The organism is Inquilinus sp. NPDC058860 (assembly GCF_042743185.1).
Lineage (GTDB): Bacteria > Pseudomonadota > Alphaproteobacteria > DSM-16000 > Inquilinaceae > Inquilinus.
The window spans coordinates 22,162-46,486 of the sequence record NZ_JBHYMS010000058.1 but is presented as its reverse complement, the minus strand read 5'-3'; the positions used below and the strand labels follow the sequence as shown (position 1 = coordinate 46,486).

Sequence of the window (24,325 nt, the reverse complement as noted above, 5' to 3'; positions counted from 1 at the left end):
TCACTCCCCCTCCCCCTTGCGGGAGGGGGCAAGGGGGAGGGGTCTGCGCGCGTCCGCGCGCGGATGCCCGTTGGGTAACAGGATCTGCCGGCTCGGACTGCGAGAACCCCTCCGCCCGCCGCGGTGCCCCCCTCACCCCACCCCGGCCTGACGGGTGCCGTGGCGGGCGGCGCGGACCAGCCGGGCCATCAGCTGGATGCCGGGCTCGATGCGATCGAGCGGGATGGCAGAATAGCCCAGCCGCACGACGTTCTCCGGCGGCACCGGGCGGTCGAAGAACACCGCGCCGGGGTCGAACAGCAGGCCCTGCGGCGCGGCCGCGGCGGCGACCGCGTTCATCGACACGTCGGCCGGTCCCTCGGCCCACAGCGCCGAGCCGCCGGCCGGCAGCCGGAAGTCGAATTCGGGCAGATAGGTGCGCAGCCCCTCGCCGATCGCCGCGGCGCGCTCGCGATAGGCCGCGATCAGCCGCTTGATCGCGGCGTCGTGATGGCCGAGCTGCAGGAACAGCGCCACCGCGCGCTGGTTGTTCGCCGGCGGGTGCCGCGCCGTCAGCCGCCGCATCGCCCGGGCCTCGGCGATGAACTCCGGCGCCGCCACCACGAAGCCCAGCCTCAGGCCCGGGGCCAGGGTCTTCGAGACACTGCCGACATAGATCACCCGGTCGTCGCGGTCGAGCGCCTTGAGCGCCGGGGTGGCCTCGCCGACGAAGGTCAGCTCGCTGTCGTAATCGTCCTCGACGACGATCACGTCATGCGCCGACGCCGCCTCCAGCAGCTCCTGCCGACGCGCCAGAGGCATGGTCACGGTGGTCGGGTTCTGATGGCTCGGCTGCACGAACAGCAGGTCGCAGCCGGCCAGGCCGGCGCCCGGCCGCAGCCCGTGACGGTCCATCGGCAGGTGCTGGACGCGCGCGCCGAACTGCCGGCACAGGTTGCGGATGTCGGGATAGCCGGGCTGCTCGATCGCGGCCGTCTTCTCCGGCCCCAGCAGCAGGGACGCGGCCAGGTACAGCGCCTGCTGCGCCCCCAGCGTGACCAGGATCTGCTCCGGCGACACCCAGATGCCGCGGCGCGGCAGCACCCGCTTCTGCAGCTGCTCGATCAGCAGCGGGTCGTCGGCGTCGACATGGTCGCCGGCCCAGTCGCGGATGGCGACCGAGCGCAGCGACAGCTGCACCACCTCGCGCCACTCGGTGATCGGGAACAGGGTCGGGTCCGGCTGGCCGTAGACGAAGGGGAAGCGGTAATTGTACCAGTCGACCGGCTTGGTCACGTACCGGGTGCGGGACGGCCGGCCGGTCAGCCGCGCGGTCCAGTCCGGCCGCCGCGCCGGCGCGTCGGGCCGCACCCCGGCCGCCCGCGCCGCATTCTCCAGCGCCGCCGGGTCGACCATATGGCGCGACCGGCTGCGCGCCGCGACGAAGCCCTCCTGGGTCAGCTGGTCATAGGCCAGGATCACGGTGTTGCGGCTGATGCCCAGGATCTCGGCCAGCCGGCGCGACGAGGGCAGCTCGGTTCCCGGCGGCAGCCGCCGGTCCAGCACCGCCTGGGCGACGGCGCCGCGCAGCTGGGCCTGCAGCGTCAGGTCGGGCCGGCGCGACAGCGTCAGCAGTTGCCGCCACAGGATGTCGTCGGCCGCCACGCGCCTCTCCCCCCGCCCATCGGTCTGAATAAGATCGTATTTCGACTTTGTGCGCAATCTGGACCCATCACCGGGGGCGATCTGGACTCATCACGCACCGTCCCCGGGGCAGCGACCGGCCAGTTGCTGCTCCACGCCCGATCTGGACCCATCGATCGGGTCGATCTGGACCCACGAAAGCCGCATCTGGCACCACGGGTTCACCCGATCTGGACCTAATCGGATATGCGGGACACCTGCTAAATCCTGTCCATTGCGAGCCAACCCGGCCCAGCCGGGCGCATTTCGAAGCGCGGCCGCTCCCGCAAGAAGGGCGGCCGGCCCCGACAGTGGAGGACGTTCCGTGACTCAGACCCTCAACGGCACCCCGGGCAACGACAGCCTCACCGGCACCGATCCGGGCAATCCGGGCAACCCCGACGGCATCGACTTCATCAATGGCGGTGACGGCAACGACACACTGCTCGGCCTGGCCGGCAACGACACCATCCAGGGCGGCCTGGGCGCCGACGTCATGGATGGAGGCGCTGGCGTCGACACGCTCAGCTATGCCAATGCCACCGCGGGCGTCGGGCTTGCTCTGAACGCCTTCGGCGCCGCGGGCGAGGCGGTCGGCGACAGCATGACCGGCTTCGAGAATGTGATCGGCACCGCCTTCGGCGACCAGATCGCCGGCGACGGCGGGGCCAACGTGATCGACACCGCCGGCGGCAACGACTACATCCAGCTCAGCGGCGGCGCCGACACGATGATCGGCGGCGACGGCTACGACATCCTCGACGGCCGTGTCTACGGTGCGGGCATCGACGTCAACCTGAGCACAGGGATCGGGCAGGGCGGGACCGCGGGCTGCACCTTCTCCGGCTTCGAGCTGGTCCTGGGCTCGGGCTTCAACGACATCCAGACCGCCAACCTGAATATCAGTACCGGCCTGGCCGGGTTCGACGGCGCCGACACGCTCAACGGCGCCAACGGCGATGACGCCCTGTACGGCGACAACTTCGCCGGCACCGTCGTCACCGGCGGCGCCGACACGCTGAACGGCGGGGCCGGCAGCGACGTTCTCGAAGGCGGCCAGTTCGGCGACGTGCTGAACGGCGGCGCCGGGGTCGACAGCATCAATTACTACGGCTCCGGCGCCGCGGTGAATATCAACCTGGCCACCGGGGCCGCATCCGGCGGCGAGGCCCAGGGCGACACGCTGATCGAGATCGAGAACGTCAACGGCTCCACCCTGGCCGACGCGCTGACCGGCAGCGCCGTGGCCAACATCCTCTTCGGCTATGACGGCGACGACCTGCTCGACGGCGGTGCCGGGGCCGACACGCTGGACGGCGGCAACGGCATCGACCGGGTGACCTATGCCCAGGCGACCGGCGGGGTCGCCGTCAATCTGGTCCTCGGCAGCGGCTTGGGCAACATCGCCCAGGGCGACACGCTGACCAACATCGAGAACGTCACCGGCTCGGGCCTCGACGACATCCTGTTCGGCAACGGGGCGGTCAACGTGCTCGACGGCGGCAACGGCAACGACGTGCTCGACGGCGGCGCCGGGGCCGACACGCTGCAGGGCGGCGCCGGCACCGACACGGCGAGCTATGCCCAGTCCAACGCCGGGGTCGTCGCCGACCTCACCTTCGGCGGGAATTCGGGCGGCTATGCCCAGGGCGACGTGCTGCTGGGCATCGAGAACCTGGTCGGCTCGGTCTTCGACGACACCCTGCGCGGCGATGCCGGGGCCAACGCCATCGACGGCGGCGGCGGCAACGACCAGATCGCCAGCTATGGCGGGGCGGATGCCATCAATGGCGGCACCGGCATCGATACGATCTATTACGACGGCGCGGCGGTGACCGTGAACCTGGACACCGGCCAGGGCTTCGGCGGCGACGCCCAGGGCGACACGTACCAGAATGTCGAGAACGTCGTCGGCTCGGCCTTCGCCGACACCCTGACCGGCAACGGCGGCGCCAATGTGCTCACCGGCGGCGACGGCGACGACACGATCCGCTCCGGCGCGGGGGACGATGTCGTCAGCGGCGGCAACGGCAACGACCAGATCAACGCCTATGCCGGCGCCGACGCGATCAACGGCGGCGCGGGCATCGACACGGTCTACTACGACGCCTCGACCATCGGGGTGATGGTCAACCTGGCCACCGGCGCCGGCACGGGCGGCGATGCCCAGGGCGACACGCTGTCGGGCATCGAGAACCTGATCGGCTCGGCCTTTAACGACAGCCTGACGGGCGACGGTGGTGCCAATTCGCTTGCCGGCGGCGGTGGCGACGACACACTCCGCGGCGGCGCCGGGACCGACGCCCTCAACGGCGGCGCTGGCAGCGACACGGCCAGCTACACCGGGTCCGCCGCCGCCGTCTCGATCGACCTGCGCAACGGCGGCGCCTCGGGCGGCGACGCCCAGGGCGACACGCTGACCGGCATCGAGAGCGTCATCGGCTCCGACCTCGCCGACAACCTGATCGGCAATGCCGGCGCCAACCGGATCGACGGCGGCGCCGGCGACGATGCGATGTCCGGAGAAGCCGGCGCGGACGCCCTGATCGGCGGCGATGGCGTCGATACGGCCTGGTACAACAACTCGACCGCCGCCGTGTCGATCGACCTGCGAAACGGCACCGGCGCGGGCGGCGACGCCCAGGGCGACACGCTGAGCGGGATCGAGAACGTCGTGGGCTCCGGCCTCGCCGACAACCTGATCGGCAATGGCGGCGCCAACCGGATCGACGGCGGCGCCGGCAACGATGCGATGTCTGGAGAAGCCGGTGCGGACACCCTGATCGGCGGCGCCGGCATCGACACGGCGTGGTACAACAACTCGACCGTCGGGGTGCAGGTCAGCTTGGCGGCCGGCACCGGCACGGGCGGCGACGCGCAGGGCGACACGCTGACCGGCATCGAGAACCTCGTCGGCTCGTCGCTCTCCGACCGGCTGTACGGCTCCGCCGTGGCCAATGCGCTGAGCGGTGGTGGCGGCGACGACCAGCTCCGCGGCGGGGCCGGGGCCGATGTCCTCGACGGCGGCGCCGGCTCGGACTTCGCCAACTACCAGGGCTCGACGGCGGCGGTGTCGGTCAATCTGCTGACCGGCGCGATGTCGGGCGGCGACGCCCAGGGCGACACGCTGACCGGCATCGAGAACCTGTACGGGTCGAGCAACGCCGACCAGCTGACCGGCAACGACGCCCGCAACATCATCGGCGGCGAGCTCGGCGACGACACGCTTGCCGGCAACGGCGGCGACGACTCGCTCTCTGGCGAGGCCGGCGACGACACCCTCGACGGCGGCGACGGCAATGACCGCCTCGTCGGTGGCGCCGGCGTCGACATCATCCATGGCGGCATCGGCAACGACTCGGTCGACGCCGGCAGCGAGAATGACCAAGTCTTCGGCGAGGCCGGCAACGACAACATCTACGGCGGCACCGGCGACGACCGGATCGACGGCGGCGACGGCAACGACACGCTGGACGGGGATGGCGGAGCCGACACGCTGGCCGGCGGCGCCGGCATCGACACGGCGAGCTATGCCGGCTCGGCCGCCGGGGTGACGGTCAACCTGGCGACCGGCGCCACCTCGGGCGGCGACGCCCAGGGCGATACGCTGAGCGGCATCGAGCAGGTTCTGGGGACGGCCTTCACCGACACGCTGACCGGCGATGCCAGCGCCAACACCCTGTGGGGCATGGCCGGCGACGATGTGCTCGCGGGCGGCGGCGGAGCCGACGTGCTGAGGGGTGGCGCCGGCAACGACCGCTTCGTCTATGCCGCCGTCACCGACAGCACCGTCGCCGCCGCCGGCAAGGATGCGATCACCGACTTCACCACCGGCGACAGGATCGACCTGTCGGCGATCGACGCCGACGGCAACGCGGCCAACGGCGACACCGCCTTCACCTTCGGCACCGGCGCCGTCTTCACCGGCATCGGGCAGATCCGGGTGCTGGCCTTCGCCGACAACCGCTACGGCGTCTATCTCGAGACCACCGGCAACAGGGTGGAGGACGCGATCATCACCGTCTATTCCGACCACGCTCTGACAGCGGCTGATTTCGTGCTGTAGCCGCCTGGCGAGGCGAAACGGTCAGCGCCGCGAATAACGCCAGATCCCGTCGCCGCCGGTGTCGCGCACCAGCTCGCCGGCGGCGACCAGGCGGTTCAGATGCGCCGTCGCCTCGCCCACCGCGAACATCATCTGCTGCCGGTCCAGCGCGCGGCGGAACATCGCCGCCATCACCTCGGCCACCGTTACCGGATTGCGGCAGACCTCGCGGACCAGGGCCAGCCGCTCCTCGTGATGCGCCTTGAGCCAGTCGATCCGCTCGACCAGGCCGAAGAACGGCAGCCCGTGCGAAGGCAGCACCAGCGTCTCCGCCGGCAATTGCCGCAGCACGGCCAGGCTGCGCAGGAAATCCGCCAGCGGGTCCGCCTCGGGCTCCAACGGCCAGACCGAGACGTTCGGGCTGATCTTCGGCAGCACCTGGTCGGCCGAGATCAGGATCCCGCGTTCGGCATCGTACAGGCAGGCCATCTCGCTGGAATGGCCCTCACCCACGATCACCCGCCAGGTCCGGCCGCCGACCGCGAGCGTGTCGCCGTCGCGGATACGGCGGGCGGCCACCGGGATCGGCGAGACGCCGCGGCGATAGACGTTGCCGCGCGCCTCCACCATCTCCGCCGCCTCGGCCGGCAGGCCGGAGGCGCGGTAGAAGGCGGCATGCGCGGCCGCCACCTCCGGCCGGTCGTCCGACCAGGTGGCGCGGGCCGTGGCGTATTCCGACAGCGTCATGGTCAGCGGCGCCCGGAAGCGCTCGCACAGCCAGCCGGCCAGGCCGATATGGTCGGGATGCATATGGGTCACCAGCACCCGGCGGACCGGCCTGTCCTTCAGCGGCCCGGCCAGAAGGCCCTCCCAGATCTCGCGCGAGGCGGCGTTGCCGATGCCGGTGTCGACCAGAGTCCAGCCGCCGTCATCGTCCTCCAGCAGCCACAGGTTGACGTGGTTCAGCGCCATCGGCAGCGGGAAGCGCAGCCACAGCAGGCCGGGTGCCACCTCCACCGGCACGCCGGGCTCGGGCGCCGTGGGATGGGGATAGGTCAGGGTCGGTGCATCCATGGCCGGCATCCTCGCCATGCGGCGCCGCGCCGCCAAGCGCTTGTTGCGCAGGGCCGGGCTGTCTCCGATCCCGCCGCGCACGCCGGTACAAGATCCGCGGCGCCGGCCGGGCCACATCTGCAGCAGCCCCCACCGAGAGGAGTTCCCCTATGTCCTATGCCCCGATCAACCTGGCGCAAAAGTTCGCCCTGTTCATCGACCAGTGGCAGCCGCGCGTGGTCGCCGAGATGAACGAGCTGCAGTTCAAGATCGTCCGCCTCCAGGGCGACTTCCTGTGGCACCACCATCCGGAAACGGACGAGGCCTTTTTGGTGCTGGAGGGACTCCTGCGCATCGACTTCCGCGACGGCGCCGTGACGCTCGGCCCGGGTGAGATGTTCGTCGTGCCGAAGGGCGTCGAGCACAAGCCCTTCGCGGAAGGCGAGGTGAAGCTGATGCTGATCGAACCCCGCGGCATCCTCAACACCGGCCACGAGGGCGGCGAGCGGACGGCGGCCAACGACATGTGGATCTAGCGCTGTCGCTGGCGGAGCAGCGGGCGGCGTTCGGCTGGCGGCGCGGCGGGCCGCCCTGCCCTACCCATCGGGCGAGACGAAGCGAGCCCCCGAATCATGAGCCACATGCCCGCGGCCGACACGGCCGTCCTGACCCTCGACGGCGACAGCCTCGGCATCGCCGCCCTGGCCCGCTTCGCCGTCGGCGCCACCCGTCTCGCCCTGTCCGACGCCGCCTGGGACCGCATTGCCGAAGCCCGTGCCGCGGTCGACCGCATCGTCGAGGCCGGCGTGCCGGCCTATGGCATCACCACCGGGTTCGGCTCGCAGAAGGACTTCGCCGTCGACCCGCGCCGCGACGCCGCCTTCAACCTCGCGGTGCTGACCGGCCACGCCACCCGCGCCCCGGGCCGCCGCGCGCCCGCCACCGTGATCCGCGCGGCGCTGGCGGTGCAGCTGAACGGCTGGGCCCGCGGCTGGTCCGGCGTGCGCCCGGCGCTGTGCGCGGCACAGCTGGCCCGCGCTAATGCCGGCGTGGCGCCCGAGGTGCGCTATGGCAGCTCGGTCGGCGCCTCCGATATCGTGGCGATGTCGCAGCTTGCCCTGCCGCTGGTCGGCCGCGCTTCGGACGGGCCGGCCCCGGACGGGATGGCCTCCGCCGTGCCGCCGCTCGACGGGCTGGCGGCGAAGGAGGCGATGTCGCTGCTCAACAGCAACGCCCTCACCCTCGCCGCCGGCGCTTTGGCCCTGGCCGAGGTCAGGCGGCTGCTCGACGCGCTCGACCTCGCCGCGGCGCTGGCGCTGGAGGGCTTTCGCGGCAATCCCGGCGCCTGGTCGGAGACGGTGGAGCGCGCCCATCCCCAGGCCGGGCACGCCGCCTCCGGCCAGGCCCTGCGCCGGCTGCTGCAGGACAGCGCGCTGTGGCAGCCCGGCGCCCCGCGCCTGCTGCAGGACCCGCTCAGCCTGCGCTGCGTGCCGCAGATCCACGGCGCCGCCCGCACCGCCCTCGCCTGGGCCTGGGAGGCGTGGGAGGGCGCCCTGAACGCCGTCGCCGACAACCCGCTGGTCGACCGCGCCACCGGCGCCGCGGTCTCCCACGGCAGCATGGAGACGACGCTGCTGGCCGTCGCGCTCGACGCGCTGCGCCTCGCCGTCGGCAAGGCGGTCGAGGCTTCGGGCGAGCGGGTGCACAAGCTGCAATGGCCGTCCTTCAGCGGCCTGCCCGCCGGGCTGGCGGCCGAGGCCGGGGCGGCCGGCGGGGTGCAGTTCCTCAATCTCGGCCACATCGCCGCCGCCAAGGTCGCCGCCGCCCGCATCGCCGCCCAGCCGATGGCGCTGCAGTATCGCGGCCAGGTCTGCGACGGGGTCGAGGATGTCGGCGGCATGGCGCCCTTCGCGGTCGAGGAGACCGAGCGCCAGCTCGACGCCGCCTGGACCGCGGCGGCGGTGGAGGCCGCGGTCGCCGCCTGGGCGATCGACCGCCGCGGGCTGCCGGCCGACGGGCTGGGCCGGGGCCTGCGCGATCCCTGGCGCACGATCCGCCCGCTGCTGCCGATCGGCCGCGAGGGCGAGGCGCCCTTCGATCTCGGCCCGATCGAAGCTTGGCTCAGGACCTGGGAGATGCCGGCTTGACAGCCGCGCCGGCGGCAGGCGAGTGTCCCTGCATGATTTCCGGCCGCGCCCTCCTCGCGAAAGCCAAAAAAGCCCCGCTCGCGGGGACCGGAGATCGCTGCCCGCGGTAAGCCGCCGCGCGCATCAGGATCAACCAGACCCCGCCGGTTCGGACGGGGTCTTGTCGTCTCTGCGCCCTCCCCGTCTCCGGCCTCACCAGGAGACGAACCATGCCCCTTCCCGCCCCGACCGGCCTCTGGCTGCCGCTGATCACCCCGTTCCGCGACGGCTCCCTCGACGAGGCCTCGCTGCGCCGGCTGGTCCGGCACTACAGCGCCACGCCGGTCGATGGCCTGATCCTCGCCGCCACCACCGGCGAGGGCATGACGCTGGACGCCGAGGAGACCGAACGCGTGGTCGCGATCGCGGCGGAGGCATGCTCCCTGCCGCTCACTCTCGGCCTGTCCGGCAGCGACACGCGCAAGCTGGTGAAGGAGCTCACCCGTACCGCCGCCTGGCCGGTCGTGGGATACCTGATCGCCTGCCCCTATTATGTCCGCCCGTCGCAGGAGGGGCTGGTCCGCCACTTCTCCGCCCTGGCCGACGCGACCGACCGGCCGATCCTGATCTACAACATCCCCTACCGGACCGGCGTCAACCTGGGCAACGAGGCCATGCTGCGCCTGGCCGAGCGGCCCAACATCGTCGGGGTCAAGGATTGCTGCGCCGACGCCCGGCAGTCCTTCGAGCTGCTGCGCGACCGGCCGGCCGGGTTCTCGGTGCTGACCGGCGAGGACGCGCTGTTCTACACCGCCCTGACCCAGGGCGCCGACGGCGACATCCTGGCCTCGGCCCATGTCGAGACCGCTTCCTTCGCCGCGATCCGCGACCGCCTCCTGGCCGGCGACCAGCCCGGCGCCCTCGCCGCCTGGCGGGACCTGTCCGAGCTGCCGCGCCTCTTGTTCGCCGAGCCGAGCCCGGCGCCGATCAAGCATTGGCTGTGGCGCACCGGCCTGATCGACAGCCCGGAGCTGCGCCTGCCGATGACTGGGATCAGCGACGCCCTCGCCGCCCGGCTCGACCGTGAGATCGAGCGGCGTCAGGCGGCCGAGGGCCTGCTCGTGAACCGTCCGCCGATGCGGTAGCGCGAGCCGGGGAACAGCAGGCGGGCGACGCTGACCAGCCGGCCCGCCGCCCAGGTGCGGCGATGCACCAGCAGGCAGGGCTCATGCCGGCCGATGCGGAGAGACTCGCGCTCCCAAGGCTCGGCCAGCACCGCCTCGACCACATGCTCGCCGTCCGGCATCGGCGCCGCCTGCATCAGGTAGTCGTGCGGCGTGATCCGGGTGAAGTCCTGCGCCAGGTAGTGCGGCGCCGCGTCGAGCCGCACCAGCCGGTCCTCCAGCAGGATCGGCATGCCGTCCTCGTGGTGGATCAGCACCGAATGGGCGATGGCGGCTCCTTCCGGGACCTCCAGCCGCGCCGCCGTCTCCGCCGTCGCTGTCTCCAGCCGCAGCAGGACCACGGTGGCGCTGTGGGCATGGCCGCGGGCCCGGACGTCGTCGGCGATGCTGCGGATCTCCATCAGCGGCGCCTCGGGCTTGGCCCCGGCGACGAAGGTGCCGACGCCCTGCACCCGCACCAGCACCCCGGCTTCGGTCAGCTCGCGCAGCGCCCGGTGGATCGTCATCCGGCTGATGCCGAGCGATTTCACCAGCTCGTTCTCCGACGGCACCCGCCCGTTCTCCGGCCACTCCCCGCTCTCGATCGAGCGCAGGATCATCGCCTTCACGCGGCGGTACAGCGGCTGCGGTTCGCCGAGCGTCAGTGTCAGTGGCTGGGGATCCATCACGGTTTCACGGCGTCCTCTCCGGCCCTTGTCGGCCTGTCACAGCTTGTATATACAACCCTATACCAATTCAGCCCAAGACCAAATTATGCGAGGAGGCCTTGCCGTGACGACCGCCACCAACCGCCGCGTCATCCGGGCGCCGCACGGGCCGGAGCTGAGCTGCCGGACCTGGCAGACCGAAGCCGCCATGCGGATGCTGATGAACAATCTCGACCCCGACGTGGCCGAGAACCCGGACGAGCTGGTGGTCTATGGCGGCATCGGCAAGGCGGCCCGCGACTGGCAGTCCTTCGACACCATCGTCCGCAGCCTGAAGGATCTGGCCCCGGACGAGACCCTGCTGGTCCAGTCCGGCAAGCCGGTCGGCGTGTTCCGCACCCACACCGACGCGCCGCGGGTGCTGATCGCCAACTCCAACCTGGTGCCGCACTGGGCCACCTGGGAGCATTTCCGCGAGCTCGAGGCCAAGGGCCTGATGATGTACGGCCAGATGACCGCCGGCTCCTGGATCTATATCGGCAGCCAGGGCATTGTGCAGGGCACCTACGAGACCTTCGCCGAGGTCGGCCGCCAGCACTATGGCGGCGACCTGAAGGGGCGCTGGGTCCTGACCGGCGGCCTGGGCGGCATGGGCGGGGCGCAGCCGCTGGCCGCGACCATGGCCGGCGCCTCGATGATCGCGGTGGAATGCCAGGCCAGCCGGATCGAGCGCCGCCTGGCCACCCGCTATGTCGACCGCAAGGCCGACACGCTGGACGAGGCGATGGCGATCGTGAACGAGGCGAAGGCGCGAGGGCACGCCGTCTCGGTCGGCCTGCTCGGCAATGCCGCCGAGATCTTCCCGGAGATCGTGCGCCGGGCGAAGAACGACCCGGCCTGGCGCCCGGACGCCGTGACCGACCAGACCTCGGCGCATGACCCGCTGAACGGCTACCTGCCGGCGGGCTGGAGCTGGGCCGAGGCCGAGTCTCGCCGCCTGACCGACCCCGAGGGCGTGGTGCGCGCGGCGAAGGAGAGCATGGCGACGCATGTCCGGGCGATGCTGGACTTCCACGCCATGGCCGTCCCGACGCTGGACTACGGCAACAACATCCGCCAGATGGCGCAGGATGTCGGCGTCGACAACGCCTTCGACTTCCCCGGTTTCGTGCCGGCCTATATCCGCCCCCTGTTCTGCCGCGGCATCGGCCCGTTCCGCTGGGCCGCCCTGTCCGGCGATCCGGAGGACATCTACAGGACCGACCAGCGGGTGAAGGAGCTGATCCCGGACGACCCGCACCTGCACAACTGGCTGGACATGGCGCGCGAGCGCATCGCCTTCCAGGGCCTGCCGGCGCGGATCTGCTGGGTCGGCCTCGGCCAGCGCCACCGCCTGGGCCTTGCCTTCAATGAGATGGTGGCCAGGGGCGAGCTCAAGGCCCCGATCGTGATCGGCCGCGACCACCTCGACTCCGGCTCGGTCGCCAGCCCGAACCGCGAGACCGAGGCGATGCAGGACGGGTCGGACGCCGTCTCCGACTGGCCGCTGCTGAACGCCCTGCTGAACACGGCTTCGGGCGCCACCTGGGTCAGCCTGCACCATGGCGGCGGCGTCGGCATGGGCTACAGCCAGCACGCCGGCATGGTGATCGTCGCCGACGGCACGCCGGAGGCGGCACGGCGGCTGGAACGGGTGTTGACCAACGACCCCGGAACCGGCGTCATGCGCCATGCCGATGCGGGCTACGACATCGCCCGCGACTGTGCCCGCGAACAGGGCCTGAAGCTGCCGATGCTGGAGGACACGCATGGATGACGGGAGCCTTCGCGCCGAGGGGATCGTCCAGGACCAGGCCGATCTGCGCAGCCGCTATCCGGAGCCGAGCGGGCTGGTGCAGAACAAGATCCTCAACCGGATCGACCGGCATGCCCGCGCCTTCATCGGCCTGTCGCCCTTCCTGGTGATCGCCACGGCGGGGGCGGACGGCAGCGCCGACGCCTCGCCCCGCGGCGACGCGCCCGGCTTCGTCACCGTGGCCGACGAGACCACGCTGCTGATCCCCGACCGGCGCGGCAACAACCTGTGCGACAGCCTGTCGAACGTGATCGAGAACCCGAAGGTCGGGTTGGTGTTCTTCGTCCCCGGCGTGAACGAGACGCTGCGGGTCAATGGCGGCGCCGCGATCATCACCGATCCGGCGGTGCTGCAGTCGATGGCGGTCGACGGCAAGGTCCCAACCTCGGCCCTGTGGGTCACGGTCGACCAGCTGTACTTCCACTGCGGCAAGGCGCTGATCCGGTCCCGGCTGTGGGACCCGGCGGTGCAGATCGAACGCGGCAGCTTCCCGACCCTGGGCAAGATCCTGTCCGATCAGATCAAGGGCATCGACACCGCCGAGGCCGATGCCCGCCTCGAAGACTCCTATCGCAACCGCCTGTACTGACATGGCCGACATCACCTTCACCGCCGGCCGCCTGACGCTGCCGCAGCTCCGCGCCATCGCCCGCACCGACGCCGCCGTGCGGCTCGACCCCACCTGCCGGCCGGAGATCGAGGCCGGGGCCGCCACCGTCGCCGCGATCGTCGACGAGAACCGCACCGCCTACGGCATCAACACCGGCTTCGGCAAGCTGGCCCAGACCCGGATCCCGACCGACCGGCTGCAGCAGCTGCAGACCAACCTGGTGCTGTCGCACGCCACGGGCACCGGCCCGCTGCTCGATGATGCCGTGGTCCGGCTGATCCTGGCGCTCAAGCTCAACGGCCTGGCCCGCGGCCGGTCCGGCGTGCGCTGGGTGGTGATCGAGGCGCTGCAGGCGCTGCTCGACGCCCGCGCCACTCCCTGTATCCCGGCCAAGGGCTCGGTCGGCGCGTCGGGCGACCTCGCCCCCCTCGCCCATCTCTCGGCGGCGCTGCTGGGCGAAGGCGAGATCCGGCTCAAGGGCAAGCGCTGGCCGGCCGCCGACGCGCTGCGCCAGATCGGCCTGTCTCCGCTGACCCTGGCGCCGAAGGAAGGCCTGGCCCTTCTGAACGGCACCCAGGTCTCGACCGCCCTGGCCCTGTTCGGCCTGTTCGCGGCCGAGGAGGTGTTCGCCGCCGGCCTGGTCGCCGGCGCCATGTCGGTCGACGCCGCCCGAGCCTCCGACGCGCCCTTCGACGCCCGCATCCACGAATGGCGCGGCCAGCCCGGCCAGATCGAAGTGGCGACGGTGCTGCGCGGCCTGCTGGAGCACAGCGCCATCCGCGCCTCGCATGTCGAGAATGACGACCGGGTGCAGGACCCCTACTCCCTGCGCTGCCAGCCGCAGGTGATGGGCGCCTGCCTGGACCAGATCCGGCACGCGGCACGGGTTCTCGAGATCGAGGCCAATGCCGTCTCCGACAATCCGCTGGTGTTCCCGGAGACCGGCGACGTCATCTCCGGCGGCAACTTCCACGCCGAGCCGGTGGCTTTCGCCGCCGACAACCTGGCCCTGGCGATCGCCGAGATCGGCGCGATGTCGGAGCGGCGCATCGCCCTGCTGACCGACAGCAACCTGTCCGGCCTGCCGCCCTTCCTGGTGTCCGATCCGGGGGTGAATTCCGGCTTCATGATCGCCCATGTCACCGCGGCCGCTTTGGCCAGCGAGAACAAGAGCCTGGCGCATCCGAGCTCGGTCGACAGCCTGCCGACCTCGGCCAACCAGGAGGACCATGTGTCGATGGCAACCCATGCCGCCCGGCGTCTGGGCGACATGGCCGAGAACACCGCCGTGATCGTCGGCGTCGAACTGCTGGCCGCGGCGCAGGGCATCGATTTCCACCGCCCGCTGCGCAGCGCCGGGCCGATCGAGGCGGCGATGGCCACGATCCGCGCCCGGGTGAAAGCCTGGGACGTCGACCGGTTCTTCGCCCCCGACATCGAGGCCGCCAAGGCCCTGGTCCGGGCAGGCACCTTCCTGCCCCATGTGCCCGGCCTGCTGCCGAGCACGGTTCCGGAGGCCGCGTGATGGACGCCTTCCGCCTGCATAGGGGCACCGCCCCCCTGCTGCTGAGCATCCCGCATGTCGGCACCGCGGTGCCGGAGCCGATCCGCCAGCGCCTGGTGCCGGAGGCCCGGCCCCTGCCCGACACCGACTGGCATCTCGACCAGCTCTACGACTTCGCCGAGGAACTGGGCGTCAGCGTCCTCCAGGCGGTGCAGTCGCGCTATGTCATCGACCTGAACCGGCCGCCGGACGACGAGAGCCTGTATCCCGGCCAGGCCACCACCGGCCTGTGCCCGACCATCCGCTTCGACGGCGTGAAGCTGTACTGGCCCGGCGCCGAGCCGGACGCCGCCGATATCGCCGAGCGGGTGGAGACGGTGTGGAAGCCGTACCACGCCGCCCTGGCGGCGGAGCTGGAACGGATCGAGGCCCGGCACGGCTATGCCCTGCTCTACGATGCGCATTCGATCCGCTCGGTCGTGCCGCGGCTGTTCGACGGTGTCTTGCCCGACCTCAACCTCGGCAGCAACGGCGGCGCCTCGGCGGCGCCGGCGCTGAAGGACCGGATCGCGGAGATCTGCCGCACGGCGGAGGGCTTCACCCACGTCGTCGACGGCCGGTTCAGGGGCGGCTATATCACCCGCCATTACGGCCGGCCGGAGCGGAACGTGCACGCACTGCAGATGGAGCTGGCGCAGCGCCACTACATGGACGAGGACCCGCCCTTCGCCTACCGGCCGGACGTGGCCCCGCCGCTGAAGGCGGTGCTGCGCCGGGTGCTGGAATCGATGCTGGCCTGGACGCCGTGATCAGCGCCCTGTCGCCGATCGAGCTGTGGCTTGAACGCTGGGAGCTGGAACCCGACGGCGAGGCGATCGAGCGCAACGGCGCCCATATCGCCTTCGTCCGTCGCGGCGACCGGCGCGCCGTGCTGAAGGTGCTGAAGCCGAACAGCGACGAGATGCTGGGTCCCGCCATGCTGGCGCATTACCGCGGCCGCAGCGCCGTGCGGGTGCTGGGGCACGAGCAGAACGCTGTGCTGCTGGAACGGGCGCTGCCGGGAACGGAGCTGACCGAGGCCGTGCTGGCCGGCCGGGACGACGAGGCCGTCCGCATCCTGTGCGGTGTGATGGCGGATCTGCACCAGGACGATCCACCGCCCGGCCCCTGGCCGACGGTCGAGGATTGGGGCCGCGCTTTCGCCCGCTACCGCGCCGGCACGCCGCATGCCGAGATCCCGCCTGCGTTGCTCGACCGCTCCGAGGCCGAGTACATGGAGCTCTGCTCCACCCAGGGCCGGCGCTTCCTGCTGCATGGCGACCTGCACCACGAAAACGTGCTGGACGGCGGCGATCGCGGCTGGCTGGTGATCGACCCCAAGGGCGTCATCGGCGAGCTGGCCTACGAGACCGGCGCCAGCCTGCGGAACCCGGGTGGCGCCGAGCATCTCTATCGAGACCCTCGGCACATCGCGCACCGTGTGCGGCTCTTCGCCGAAGGCTTGGACCTGTCCGAAGAGCGCATCCTGCGCTGGGCTTTCGCCCAGGCCGTCCTCTCCGCCCTCTGGCATGTCGAGGACGAGGACGACGACGAGGACGTCGCCGCGGCGATCGCGACCGCCGCGGCGATGCGCAGCCTGCTGGCGGGCTGACTCAGTCCGGCAGGATCGCCACCGCCCGGGTCCAGCCGGCGGAGGCGGCGCGGATCTTCACCGGGAAGCAGCTGACGGTGAAGCCGGTGGCGGGTAGCGCCTCCAGGTTGTGCAGCTTTTCCAGATGGCAGTAGCCGATGTCGCGGCCGGCCTTGTGGCCCTCCCAGATCAGCGAGGCGTCGCCGGTCTCCTTGAAGCGCCGCGCCGTGTGGCTGAACGGTGCGTCCCAGCTCCAGCCGTCGGTGCCGGTCACGCGCACGCCCTGCCGCAGCAGGTGCAGCGTCGCGTCGCGGCCCATGCCGCAGCCGCTGTCGACATAGTCGGCCTGGCCGTAGCGGGCGCCGGCGCTGGTGTTGACCAGCACGATCTCCAGCGGCTTCAGCCTGTGACCGATCCGCTCCAGCTCCGCATCGATCTCGGCCGGGGTGACGATGTGGCCGTCGGCCAGGTGCCGGAAGTCCAGCTTCACCCCCGGCTGGAAGCACCATTCCAGCGGCACCTCGTCGATGGTGATGGCGCGCTTCCCGCCATCCATCGTCGGGTGGTAGTGCCAGGGCGCGTCGAGATGGGTGCCGTTGTGGGTGGAGATGGCCACCGTCTCGACCGCCCAGCCCATGCTGTCGGGCAGTTGCTCCGGCTTGAGGCCAGGGAACACGAAGGCGAGCTCGCGCGCCGTCTCCTCATGGGCACGGTAGCTGATCGAGACCTTCTGGAACGGCGGGTCGGCCGGAACGTCGTTCTCGAGCGGGATCGAGATGTCGATGAGCTTGGGCATGAATGCGTCTCGTTTCGGGGCCAGGGTTGGCGCCGGCACTGTGCCGCGACGGCGATCCAGCCGCCATTGCGAACCGCTCGCAACGAGCCTATGTGAGGATCACCCGATCCGAGAGGACATCATGCCGAGCTCCGAAGCCCGTGTTCCCACCGAGCACGCCAGCAAGTACCTGCAGCAGCTGTGCAAGCATTTCGGCCACAAGATCCCGGCGACCTTCGATGCCGCGAAAGGCCATCTGATCTTCGAGATGGGCGCCACCGCCCTGACGGCCGAGCCGGGCCTGCTGGTGCTGCGCAACGAGGCGCCGGACGCCGCGGGGCTGACCCGGCTGGAGGGCGTCATCGCCTCGCACCTCGTCCGCTTCGCCTTCCGCGAGGAGCTCAAGATCGACTGGAAGCCGGTCTAGCCGGACCGGTCATTTCCTCCGGCAATCCTCCGCATCGGTGCCGGCAGCACATAGGCCGGAGCCGTTGTCCGGCTCGTCGCACTCGCCGTCCCCGGTGAAGGGGCAGGCCGCCGGGGCTGCGGTGCTGGGGGAGCCTTCGCCCGCGGCCGAGCAGTCGGTGACGTCGGTTCCGACGGTGCAGAGGCCGGTGCCCCGGCCCGGATCGTCGCATTCGCCGTCCTTGGCGAACTGGCAGCTGTCGTCGCCCCCGGACGGCGGCGCGGCCGGTGCCGCGGGGACGGCGCCCTGCCCGGCCTTGCAGTCAGTGGTGTCCGTCCCGGCGGCGCAGGCACCGGAGCCGACGCCCGGCTCGTCGCATTCGCCGTCGCGGGCGAAGGGGCAGCTGTCCGGCCCGGTCGGCGCCGCGGGTGTCACAGGCGCAGCCGGGGCCGACGAGCCGCCGCCCCTGGCCTTGCAGTCGCTGGTGTCGGTGCCGATGGCACAGGCGCCCGAGCCGATCCCCGGCTCGTCGCATTCATTGTCCCGCGCGAAGGGGCAGCTGTCGTCGCCGGGGCCCTGCGGCGGCACGGACTGGGCCGGCACGCCCGGGGATTGCGGCGGCGCCACCGCGGCGCAATCGGCCGTGTCGCTGCCGGCGGCGCAGAGGCCGGTGCCCTTGCCGGGCTCGTCGCAGCGCCGGTCGAAGGCAAAGCGGCAGGAATTCGCAGGGTCGGCCGCGGCGCCCGGCCGGCAGTCGGCGCTGTCGGTGCCGGCGGCACAGGTGCCGTTGGCCTCGTCGCATTCGCCGTCATGGGCGAAGATGCAGGAATTGTTGGTGCCGCCCGCGGGCGCGTCCTGCGCCGCAGCCGGGAACGGAAACGCCAGCGCCGTTGCCGCCAGCACCCAGGCCCATCTCGACGCCATGCGATGTCCCCTCCCCGCCCATGCGCACGGCTTCTAGATACATGCAGGAGCATGGCATGACAAAGGCACCCGGGCCTGCCCCGTTGCCTGGACGGAACGATCGGCGTATCAGTCACGCCCTTCGCAGGAGATTGGTTCGATGAGCACACCCGTCCACGTCATCGGCGCCGGCCTCGCCGGCAGCGAAGCGGCCTGGCAGTTGGTCTCGGCCGGGGTGCCGGTGGTGCTGCATGAGATGCGGCCGGTGCGCGGCACCGAGGCGCACCACACCGACGGCTTCGCCGAGCTGGTCTGCTCCAACTCCTTCCGCTCCGACGACGCCATGCACAACGCCGTCGGCCTGCTGCATGAGGAGATGCGGCGCTGCGGGTCGCTGATCCTGCGCCACGCCGACGCCCACAAGGTGCCGGCCGGCGGCGCGCTGGCGGTCGACCGCGACGGCTTCTCCGCCGGCGTCACCGCCGAGCTCGCGAACCACTCGCTGGTGACGGTGGAGCGCGGCGAGGTCGCCGGCCTGCCACCCGAGGCCTGGGACAGCGTGATCGTCGCCACCGGCCCCCTCACCTCCCCGGCCCTGGCCGAGGCCGTGCGCGGCCTGACCGGCGAGGCCGAGCTGGCCTTCTTCGACGCCATCGCGCCGATCGTCCACCGCGACAGCATCGACTTCGGCACCGCCTGGTTCCAGTCGCGCTACGACAAGCCCGGCCCGGGCGGCACCGGCAAGGACTACATCAACTGCCCGATGTCGAAGGAGGAGTACGAGGCCTTCATCCGCGAGCTGCTGGCCGCGCCGAAGACCGAGTTCAAGGACTGGGAGAAGGACACGCCCTATTTCGACGGCTGCCTGCCGATCGAGGTGATGGCCGAGCGCGGCCCGGACACGCTGCGCTGGGGCCCGATGAAGCCGGTCGGCCTGACCAACCCGCACAGCGACCGCCGGCCCTGGGCCGTGGTCCAGCTGCGCCAGGACAACGCGCTGGGCACGCTGTTCAACATGGTCGGCTTCCAGACCAAGATGAAATATGCCGAGCAGGTGCGGGTGTTCCGTATGATCCCCGGTCTGCAGGACGCCGAGTTCGCGCGGCTGGGTGGGCTGCACCGCAACACCTTCATCAACAGCCCGCGGGTGCTGGATCCGGTGCTGCGGCTGAAGGCGATGCCGCGGCTGCGCTTCGCCGGCCAGGTCACCGGCGTCGAGGGCTATGTCGAGAGCGCGGCGATCGGCCTGCTCGCTGGCCGGATGGCGGCCGCGGAGCGGCTGGGCCGTGCCATCGTGGCCCCGCCCGTGACCACGGCGCTGGGCGCGCTGCTGAGCCACATCACCGGCGGCGGCGAGGCCGAGACCTTCCAGCCGATGAACGTCAATTTCGGCCTGTTCCCGCCGCCGGAGATCCCTGAGCGGCAGCCCGGCCAGAAGAAGGTCAAGGGTCGCGACCGCAAGAGCTTGTACAGCGAGCGGGCCCTGGCCGATCTCGACCTCTGGCTCGGCCGTCGCGCGGCCGCCTGAGTCACCCTCAGGTTTGGATTGTCTCCGGCTCGCCCTGGACGATCAGCTCCAGCACCTCCTTCTCGCTGGTCGACCGGATCAGCCGCTCGCCGACGTTGCGGCCGCGCTTCAGCACCATGATCCGGTCGCCGATCTCGAAGATGTCGGTCAGGCGATGGCTGATGATGATCTGCGCGACGCCGTGCCGCCGCAGCTCGTCCATGGTCTCGAGCAGGCGCTCGGTGGCGGGAACCGAGAGGTTCGCGGTCGGCTCGTCGAGGATCAGCACCTTCGGATCGAAGCTGATCGCGCGGGCGATCGCGACCGATTGCTGGCGGCCGCCGGACAGGCTCTCGACCCGCTGGCGGACATGGTTGATGTCGACCTTCAGGCGGCGCATCACGTCGTCGGCCTCGGCCTCCATCCGCCGGCGGTCGACGAACCAGCCCTTGGTCGGCCAGCGGCCGAGGAAGACGTTGGCGGCGACGTCCATGTTCCCGCACAGCGCGAAGTCCTGGTAGATCATCTCAATGCCGCGGTCGCGCGAGTCGTGCGGGCTGCGGAAATGCACCTCCTCGCCGGCGACCAGGATGTCGCCGGAATCGCGCTGATAGGCGCCGGTGAGGATCTTCATCAGCGTCGACTTGCCGGCCGAGTTGTCGCCGACCAGGCCCAGGATCTCCCCGGGCATCAGACGCAGACGGACATCCGTCAGCGCGCGGATGGCGCCGAAGCTCTTGCCGATCCGCATCATCTCGACGATCGGGGTGCCTGGCTCGGTCATGCGCTTCGCTCCCTTTGCGGACGCAGCCGCCTGAACAATCGCTGCACCAGGCCTTCCTGGCGCAGCCAGATGTCGCCGAGCACGGCCACGATCAGGATCAGCCCGATGAAGACGTTGATCCAGTGCTGCGGCATCACCATCGACTCTCCGCCGGGCAGGAAGATCTGCAGGGACAGGAGCGCCCGGATCAGAGTGATGACGGCGGCCCCCGCCAGCGCGCCCAGGATGGTGCCGAAGCCGCCGAAGATGCTGCCGCCGCCGATGATCACGGCGGCGATGACGTCGAGCTCGCGCAGCTGCCCGGCCGACGGGTTGAAGCTGCGGTAATAGGCGATGTAGACGATGCCGGCCAGCGACGCGCACATGGCGCTGAACACCAGGCTGCCGAAGCGCACCCGGTCGGTGTCGATGCCGGCATAGTCGGCGGCGCGGCGGTTGCCGCCGGTGGCCAGCACCTTGTAGCCGATCACGGTCTTCGACAGCACGATGCCGGCGATGATGGCGAGGATGATCAGGACGATCGACTGGGTGCTGACGGCGCTGGCCACGGCCGACCAGAGAGTGCCCGGCGCCGGCTCGAGGCCGAAATAGCGCAGCACCTCGATCAGCTTGCGGCCGATCAGGTTGTAGCTCTCCGGGAACTGGCTGAGCTGGCGGCCGGCGACGAACCAGGCGGCCAGGCCGCGGGCGATGTAGAACATGCCGAGCGTGGCGACGAAGGCCGGCAGCCGCGCCTTGGTGGTCAAGAGGCCGTTGATCACGCCGGCGAGGGTCCCGGCGCAGAAGGCGGTCAGGGCCGCCAGCGCCGGGTCCACCCCCAGGAACTTCATCAGGAAGGCCGCGGTCGCACCCGACAGCGCCAACACCGCGCCGACCGACAGGTCGATGTCGCCATTGGCGATGACATAGGTCATGCCGACCGCCATGATCCCGATCTCGGTGAAAGCCAGCAGCAGGTTGAAGCTGTTGTCGAGGCTGCCCCAGAAGTCCGGCCGCAGATACATGCCGAGCGCCCAGAGCAGGACCATGAAGATCACCGCCGCCGCCTCGCGCTGGGTCAGGAACCACATCAGCCCGCGGGCGTGGATCTCCTGCGCCGCCATGGCCGAGCCATGCGTCTGCACGGTCTCGATCGCGACCGTCTCCACCTCCGGCACCGGCAGGGGCCGCCGACGCAGCCGCGCCCACAGCCGCGGAATCACCTTGCGGCGGAAGATCCACGGCTCGATCAGCACGGCGGCGAGGAGGATCAGGCCGAGGAAGACCGGCACCGCTCCCGGCGGCAGCGCGGCCATGGCCTGGACCACCATCTCGCTCTTGCCGACCTTGACCACGCGCTCGATCGGAATGCCCTCGCGCAGCACCTTGTCGATCAGCACGATCAGCAGCGCGCCCATGCAGGAGCCGAGGATCCGGCCGCGGCCGCCGATGATGCTGGCGCCGCCGACGACCACGGCCGAGATCACGATCAGCTCGTGACCGACGCCGTAGCCGCTGTTGACGCCCTTGTCCTGGAACACGGTCATCAGCCCGGCCAGCGTCGCGCACAGGCTGGACAGCACGAAGCCGCGGATCCGAACCCGCCGGCTGCTGATGCCGGCATAGTCGGCGGCCATCGCGTTGCCGCCGACGGCATAGGTCTCGTAGCCCCAGCGGGTGAAGGCCAGCAGGGCGCCGCCGAGCACGGCCACGACCAGGAAGATCAGGATCTGGTTGTTGAAGCCGAATGCGTTGGTCTCGCCCAGGGAGAAGATCCCGAAATCGCGCGACTTCACCTCATAGGCGATGTTCTTACCGCCGGTCAGCCCGAGCACGAAGCCGCGGCCGATGAACAGCATGGTCAGCGTGGCGATGAAGGCGGGCACCCGGAGCACCGTGACCAGGGCGCCGTTCAGGAGCCCGATCAGCAGCCCGAGGGCGGCGCTGGCGGCGATGGCGATTCCGATGCCGAGATCGTAATGGGTCGGCGCGAACAGGATCGAGAACAGCACGGCGACGATCGCCGTGGTCGAGCCGACGGAGAGATCGAGGTCCTTGTTGACGATGACGAAGGTCATGCCGACCGCCATCACGCCGAAGCGGGAGGCGTCGCGGAGCACGCTGTGCAGCGCCGTCAGGTCGCCGAAGAAGCGCGGATTGACCTGGGTGCCGGCGAAATAGAGCGCCGCCATGACCAGGAGCAGCCCGACCTCCCAGCCATAGGCAAAGCCACCGAAGCGTGTCGGCCGTGCCGGCTCGGGCGCGGTCGTGGTTGCCATGATCCCTCGTCGGCTGCTGTCCGGGGGCGGCCCTCGCCTCCACCGCCGAGGCGAGGGCCGTGCGACCGATCGGGCCTCAGTTCTCGAAGCGCTTGCCGACCTTGTCGACGTTGCCGCTGGTCACCAGCTGCGCCTTGGTGTCGAGATCGGCGGCGGAGACGCCCCGGTCGATCTGGAGATACAGCTGCATCACCGGCCAGAAGCCCTGGAGGAAAGGCTGCTGGCCGAGCGCGCCGTCGAGATTGCCGTTCTTGATCTGCTCCAGCTGCTTCGGCCCCAGGTCGAAGCCGTAGCTGCAGATCTTGTCGCCGATCTTGAGCTGGGCCACGGCGTCGCCGATCGCCGGGGTGACGAAGGCGTTGTTGCCCATGATGCCGACGACGTCGCCGCGGCTTTCGATCAGGCTGACCACCGAACCGGTGGCGTTGTTCTGGTCGACGTCGATGCCGATGTTGGTCGGGCCGGCATCGACCTGGAAGTCCTTCAGGCGCCCGGCGGCCTCCAGCGTCTTCACCGTCGCCTCGAAGGCGGCGGTGACGCGGTTGTTGACCTCGACATTGCCGAGCGTGGTCGTGCTCGGGAACAGGATGCTGCCGCTCTTGGCGCCGGAGTCGAGGACGCATTTCGCCATCGCCTCGCCACCGATGCCGGCCGCCGACGAAGCCTGGCCGGTGTGGCTGATCGAGCTGCGGTTGTAGATCGTGGCGTCGAAGCTGTTGGTGGTGGCGACCGGGATGCCCTTGGATTCGAGCCTCTTCACCAGGTCGTCATAGGCGCCGGCCTGCGGCGTCGTCATGATGACGCCGTCGATGGTCGGGTCCTGCACGATCTGGTTGAGGATCTCGAGCTCGCGCGGGATGTCGTCGACCGGCGCCTCGGAGCCGAGCATCAGCAGGTTGGCCCCGATCATGTCGGCCGCGACCTTGGCGCCGACATAGGTCGGGTCGAAGAAGCCGTTGCCGGCGGTGTGGGTGACGATGGCAAAGGTCAGCTTGCCATCCTTGTTGTTGAAGTTCTTGGTGTCCGGGCTCTCCTTCGCCGCCTGGTCGAAGGTGTAGCCGCCGACCGCCTTGTCCAGCATGCCGGTCTGGGCCGCCGCAGTCCCGCCGAAGGCACCGAACAGCGCGAGCATGCTCACGCCCGCCAGAAGCGTCCGCATCGTTATACTCCTCCCCTATTATGTTTCCGGCTGCCCAGTCCTGGCGCCGGTAATATTTTCACTCTCAGATATACAATTTGTGGGGCAAATTGACCAGCCCGGAGGCGAAATGGCCCGGCGCAGAAGCCGGACGGTGATCGATTTGCGAAGCGCCGACCCGGTCGGGCCGCAGGCGACGAACGGCCGGCGTTTACAAAAAATAACATTTGGACGGATG

The 24,325-nt window shown here is 70.7% G+C and carries 19 protein-coding genes; 11 read left to right on the top strand and 8 right to left on the bottom strand.

Translation table 11 applies throughout. The annotated features are described in order from the left end of the window. Positions 1-132: 132 nt before the first annotated feature. Entirely contained in the window at positions 133-1,644 is a 1,512-nt protein-coding gene (locus ACFW16_RS29335) for a PLP-dependent aminotransferase family protein (RefSeq protein ID WP_380311854.1), read from the bottom strand. Positions 1,645-1,987: 343 nt separating this feature from the next. On the opposite strand from ACFW16_RS29335, the gene ACFW16_RS29330 reads away from it, so the two are divergent. Next, positions 1,988-5,728, top strand: coding sequence for a beta strand repeat-containing protein (locus tag ACFW16_RS29330; protein WP_380311851.1), 3,741 nt, complete (start codon positions 1,988-1,990; stop codon positions 5,726-5,728). A 21-nt stretch (positions 5,729-5,749) separates the two neighbouring features. On the opposite strand, the gene ACFW16_RS29325 is transcribed toward ACFW16_RS29330, so the two are convergent. Next, on the bottom strand, positions 5,750-6,781 hold the full coding sequence (locus tag ACFW16_RS29325; protein ID WP_380311848.1) for an MBL fold metallo-hydrolase: 1,032 nt from the start codon (positions 6,779-6,781) through the stop codon (positions 5,750-5,752). A gap of 149 nt (positions 6,782-6,930) precedes the next feature. Here ACFW16_RS29325 and ACFW16_RS29320 point away from each other — a divergent pair, with 149 nt between their 5' ends. From ACFW16_RS29320 to dapA, 3 genes are all read left to right on the top strand, one after another. After that, positions 6,931-7,296: a cupin domain-containing protein gene (locus ACFW16_RS29320; RefSeq protein ID WP_380311845.1), complete on the top strand. Its 366-nt coding sequence runs from the start codon at positions 6,931-6,933 to the stop codon at positions 7,294-7,296. 96 nt (positions 7,297-7,392) lie between these two features. Then, the gene (locus tag ACFW16_RS29315; protein WP_380311842.1) at positions 7,393-8,907 is read left to right on the top strand and encodes an aromatic amino acid lyase; all 1,515 of its coding nucleotides are present in this window, start codon (positions 7,393-7,395) and stop codon (positions 8,905-8,907) included. 209 nt (positions 8,908-9,116) lie between these two features. Beyond that, on the top strand, positions 9,117-10,031 hold the full coding sequence (gene dapA, locus ACFW16_RS29310) for a 4-hydroxy-tetrahydrodipicolinate synthase (protein WP_380311839.1): 915 nt from the start codon (positions 9,117-9,119) through the stop codon (positions 10,029-10,031). On the opposite strand, the gene hutC is transcribed toward dapA, so the two are convergent. Beyond that, positions 9,986-10,735 carry a histidine utilization repressor gene (gene hutC, locus ACFW16_RS29305; RefSeq protein ID WP_380311836.1) on the bottom strand — a complete coding sequence of 250 codons (750 nt, stop codon included), beginning with the start codon at positions 10,733-10,735 and terminating at the stop codon, positions 9,986-9,988. The genes dapA and hutC overlap by 46 nt on opposite strands. An 88-nt stretch (positions 10,736-10,823) precedes the next feature. On the opposite strand from hutC, the gene hutU reads away from it, so the two are divergent. The 5 genes from hutU to ACFW16_RS29280 are packed head-to-tail and all read left to right on the top strand — an operon-like array spanning position 10,824 to position 16,337. Beyond that, positions 10,824-12,533 (top strand): urocanate hydratase, encoded by a 1,710-nt coding sequence (gene hutU / locus ACFW16_RS29300; protein ID WP_380311833.1) that lies wholly within the window; start codon positions 10,824-10,826, stop codon positions 12,531-12,533. Further along, positions 12,526-13,161 carry a pyridoxamine 5'-phosphate oxidase family protein gene (locus ACFW16_RS29295; protein WP_380311830.1) on the top strand — a complete coding sequence of 212 codons (636 nt, stop codon included), beginning with the start codon at positions 12,526-12,528 and terminating at the stop codon, positions 13,159-13,161. The genes hutU and ACFW16_RS29295 overlap by 8 nt, the downstream gene beginning before the upstream one ends. 1 nt (position 13,162) lies before the next feature. After that, on the top strand, positions 13,163-14,707 hold the full coding sequence (gene hutH, locus ACFW16_RS29290; protein ID WP_380311827.1) for a histidine ammonia-lyase: 1,545 nt from the start codon (positions 13,163-13,165) through the stop codon (positions 14,705-14,707). Further along, positions 14,707-15,495, top strand: a complete 789-nt coding sequence (hutG, locus tag ACFW16_RS29285; protein ID WP_380311824.1) for an N-formylglutamate deformylase — start codon at positions 14,707-14,709, stop codon at positions 15,493-15,495. Before hutH ends, hutG begins: the two co-directional genes overlap by 1 nt. Further along, positions 15,492-16,337, top strand: coding sequence for an aminoglycoside phosphotransferase family protein (locus ACFW16_RS29280; RefSeq protein ID WP_380311821.1), 846 nt, complete (start codon positions 15,492-15,494; stop codon positions 16,335-16,337). The genes hutG and ACFW16_RS29280 overlap by 4 nt, the downstream gene beginning before the upstream one ends. Position 16,338: 1 nt before the next feature. Here the strand turns inward: ACFW16_RS29280 and ACFW16_RS29275 are convergent, their stop codons facing one another. After that, on the bottom strand, positions 16,339-17,112 hold the full coding sequence (locus ACFW16_RS29275) for a cyclase family protein (protein ID WP_380311818.1): 774 nt from the start codon (positions 17,110-17,112) through the stop codon (positions 16,339-16,341). Between the two features lie 121 nt (positions 17,113-17,233). Between ACFW16_RS29275 and ACFW16_RS29270 the strand changes: the two genes are divergently transcribed. After that, positions 17,234-17,518, top strand: a complete 285-nt coding sequence (locus ACFW16_RS29270; RefSeq protein ID WP_380311816.1) for a DUF2218 domain-containing protein — start codon at positions 17,234-17,236, stop codon at positions 17,516-17,518. A 9-nt stretch (positions 17,519-17,527) separates the two neighbouring features. Here the strand turns inward: ACFW16_RS29270 and ACFW16_RS29265 are convergent, their stop codons facing one another. Further along, positions 17,528-18,421 carry a hypothetical protein gene (locus ACFW16_RS29265; RefSeq protein WP_380311813.1) on the bottom strand — a complete coding sequence of 298 codons (894 nt, stop codon included), beginning with the start codon at positions 18,419-18,421 and terminating at the stop codon, positions 17,528-17,530. Between the two features lie 139 nt (positions 18,422-18,560). Between ACFW16_RS29265 and trmFO the strand changes: the two genes are divergently transcribed. Beyond that, positions 18,561-19,928 carry a methylenetetrahydrofolate--tRNA-(uracil(54)-C(5))-methyltransferase (FADH(2)-oxidizing) TrmFO gene (gene trmFO / locus ACFW16_RS29260; RefSeq protein ID WP_380311810.1) on the top strand — a complete coding sequence of 456 codons (1,368 nt, stop codon included), beginning with the start codon at positions 18,561-18,563 and terminating at the stop codon, positions 19,926-19,928. Between the two features lie 7 nt (positions 19,929-19,935). Here the strand turns inward: trmFO and ACFW16_RS29255 are convergent, their stop codons facing one another. The 3 genes from ACFW16_RS29255 to ACFW16_RS29245 form a co-directional block, all read right to left on the bottom strand. Next, positions 19,936-20,691, bottom strand: coding sequence for an ATP-binding cassette domain-containing protein (locus tag ACFW16_RS29255; RefSeq protein ID WP_380311807.1), 756 nt, complete (start codon positions 20,689-20,691; stop codon positions 19,936-19,938). Beyond that, entirely contained in the window at positions 20,688-22,949 is a 2,262-nt protein-coding gene (locus tag ACFW16_RS29250) for an ABC transporter permease (RefSeq protein ID WP_380311804.1), read from the bottom strand. Before ACFW16_RS29250 ends, ACFW16_RS29255 begins: the two co-directional genes overlap by 4 nt. A gap of 76 nt (positions 22,950-23,025) precedes the next feature. Beyond that, positions 23,026-24,108, bottom strand: a complete 1,083-nt coding sequence (locus tag ACFW16_RS29245) for a substrate-binding domain-containing protein (RefSeq protein WP_380311801.1) — start codon at positions 24,106-24,108, stop codon at positions 23,026-23,028. Between the last annotated feature and the right edge of the window lie 217 nt (positions 24,109-24,325).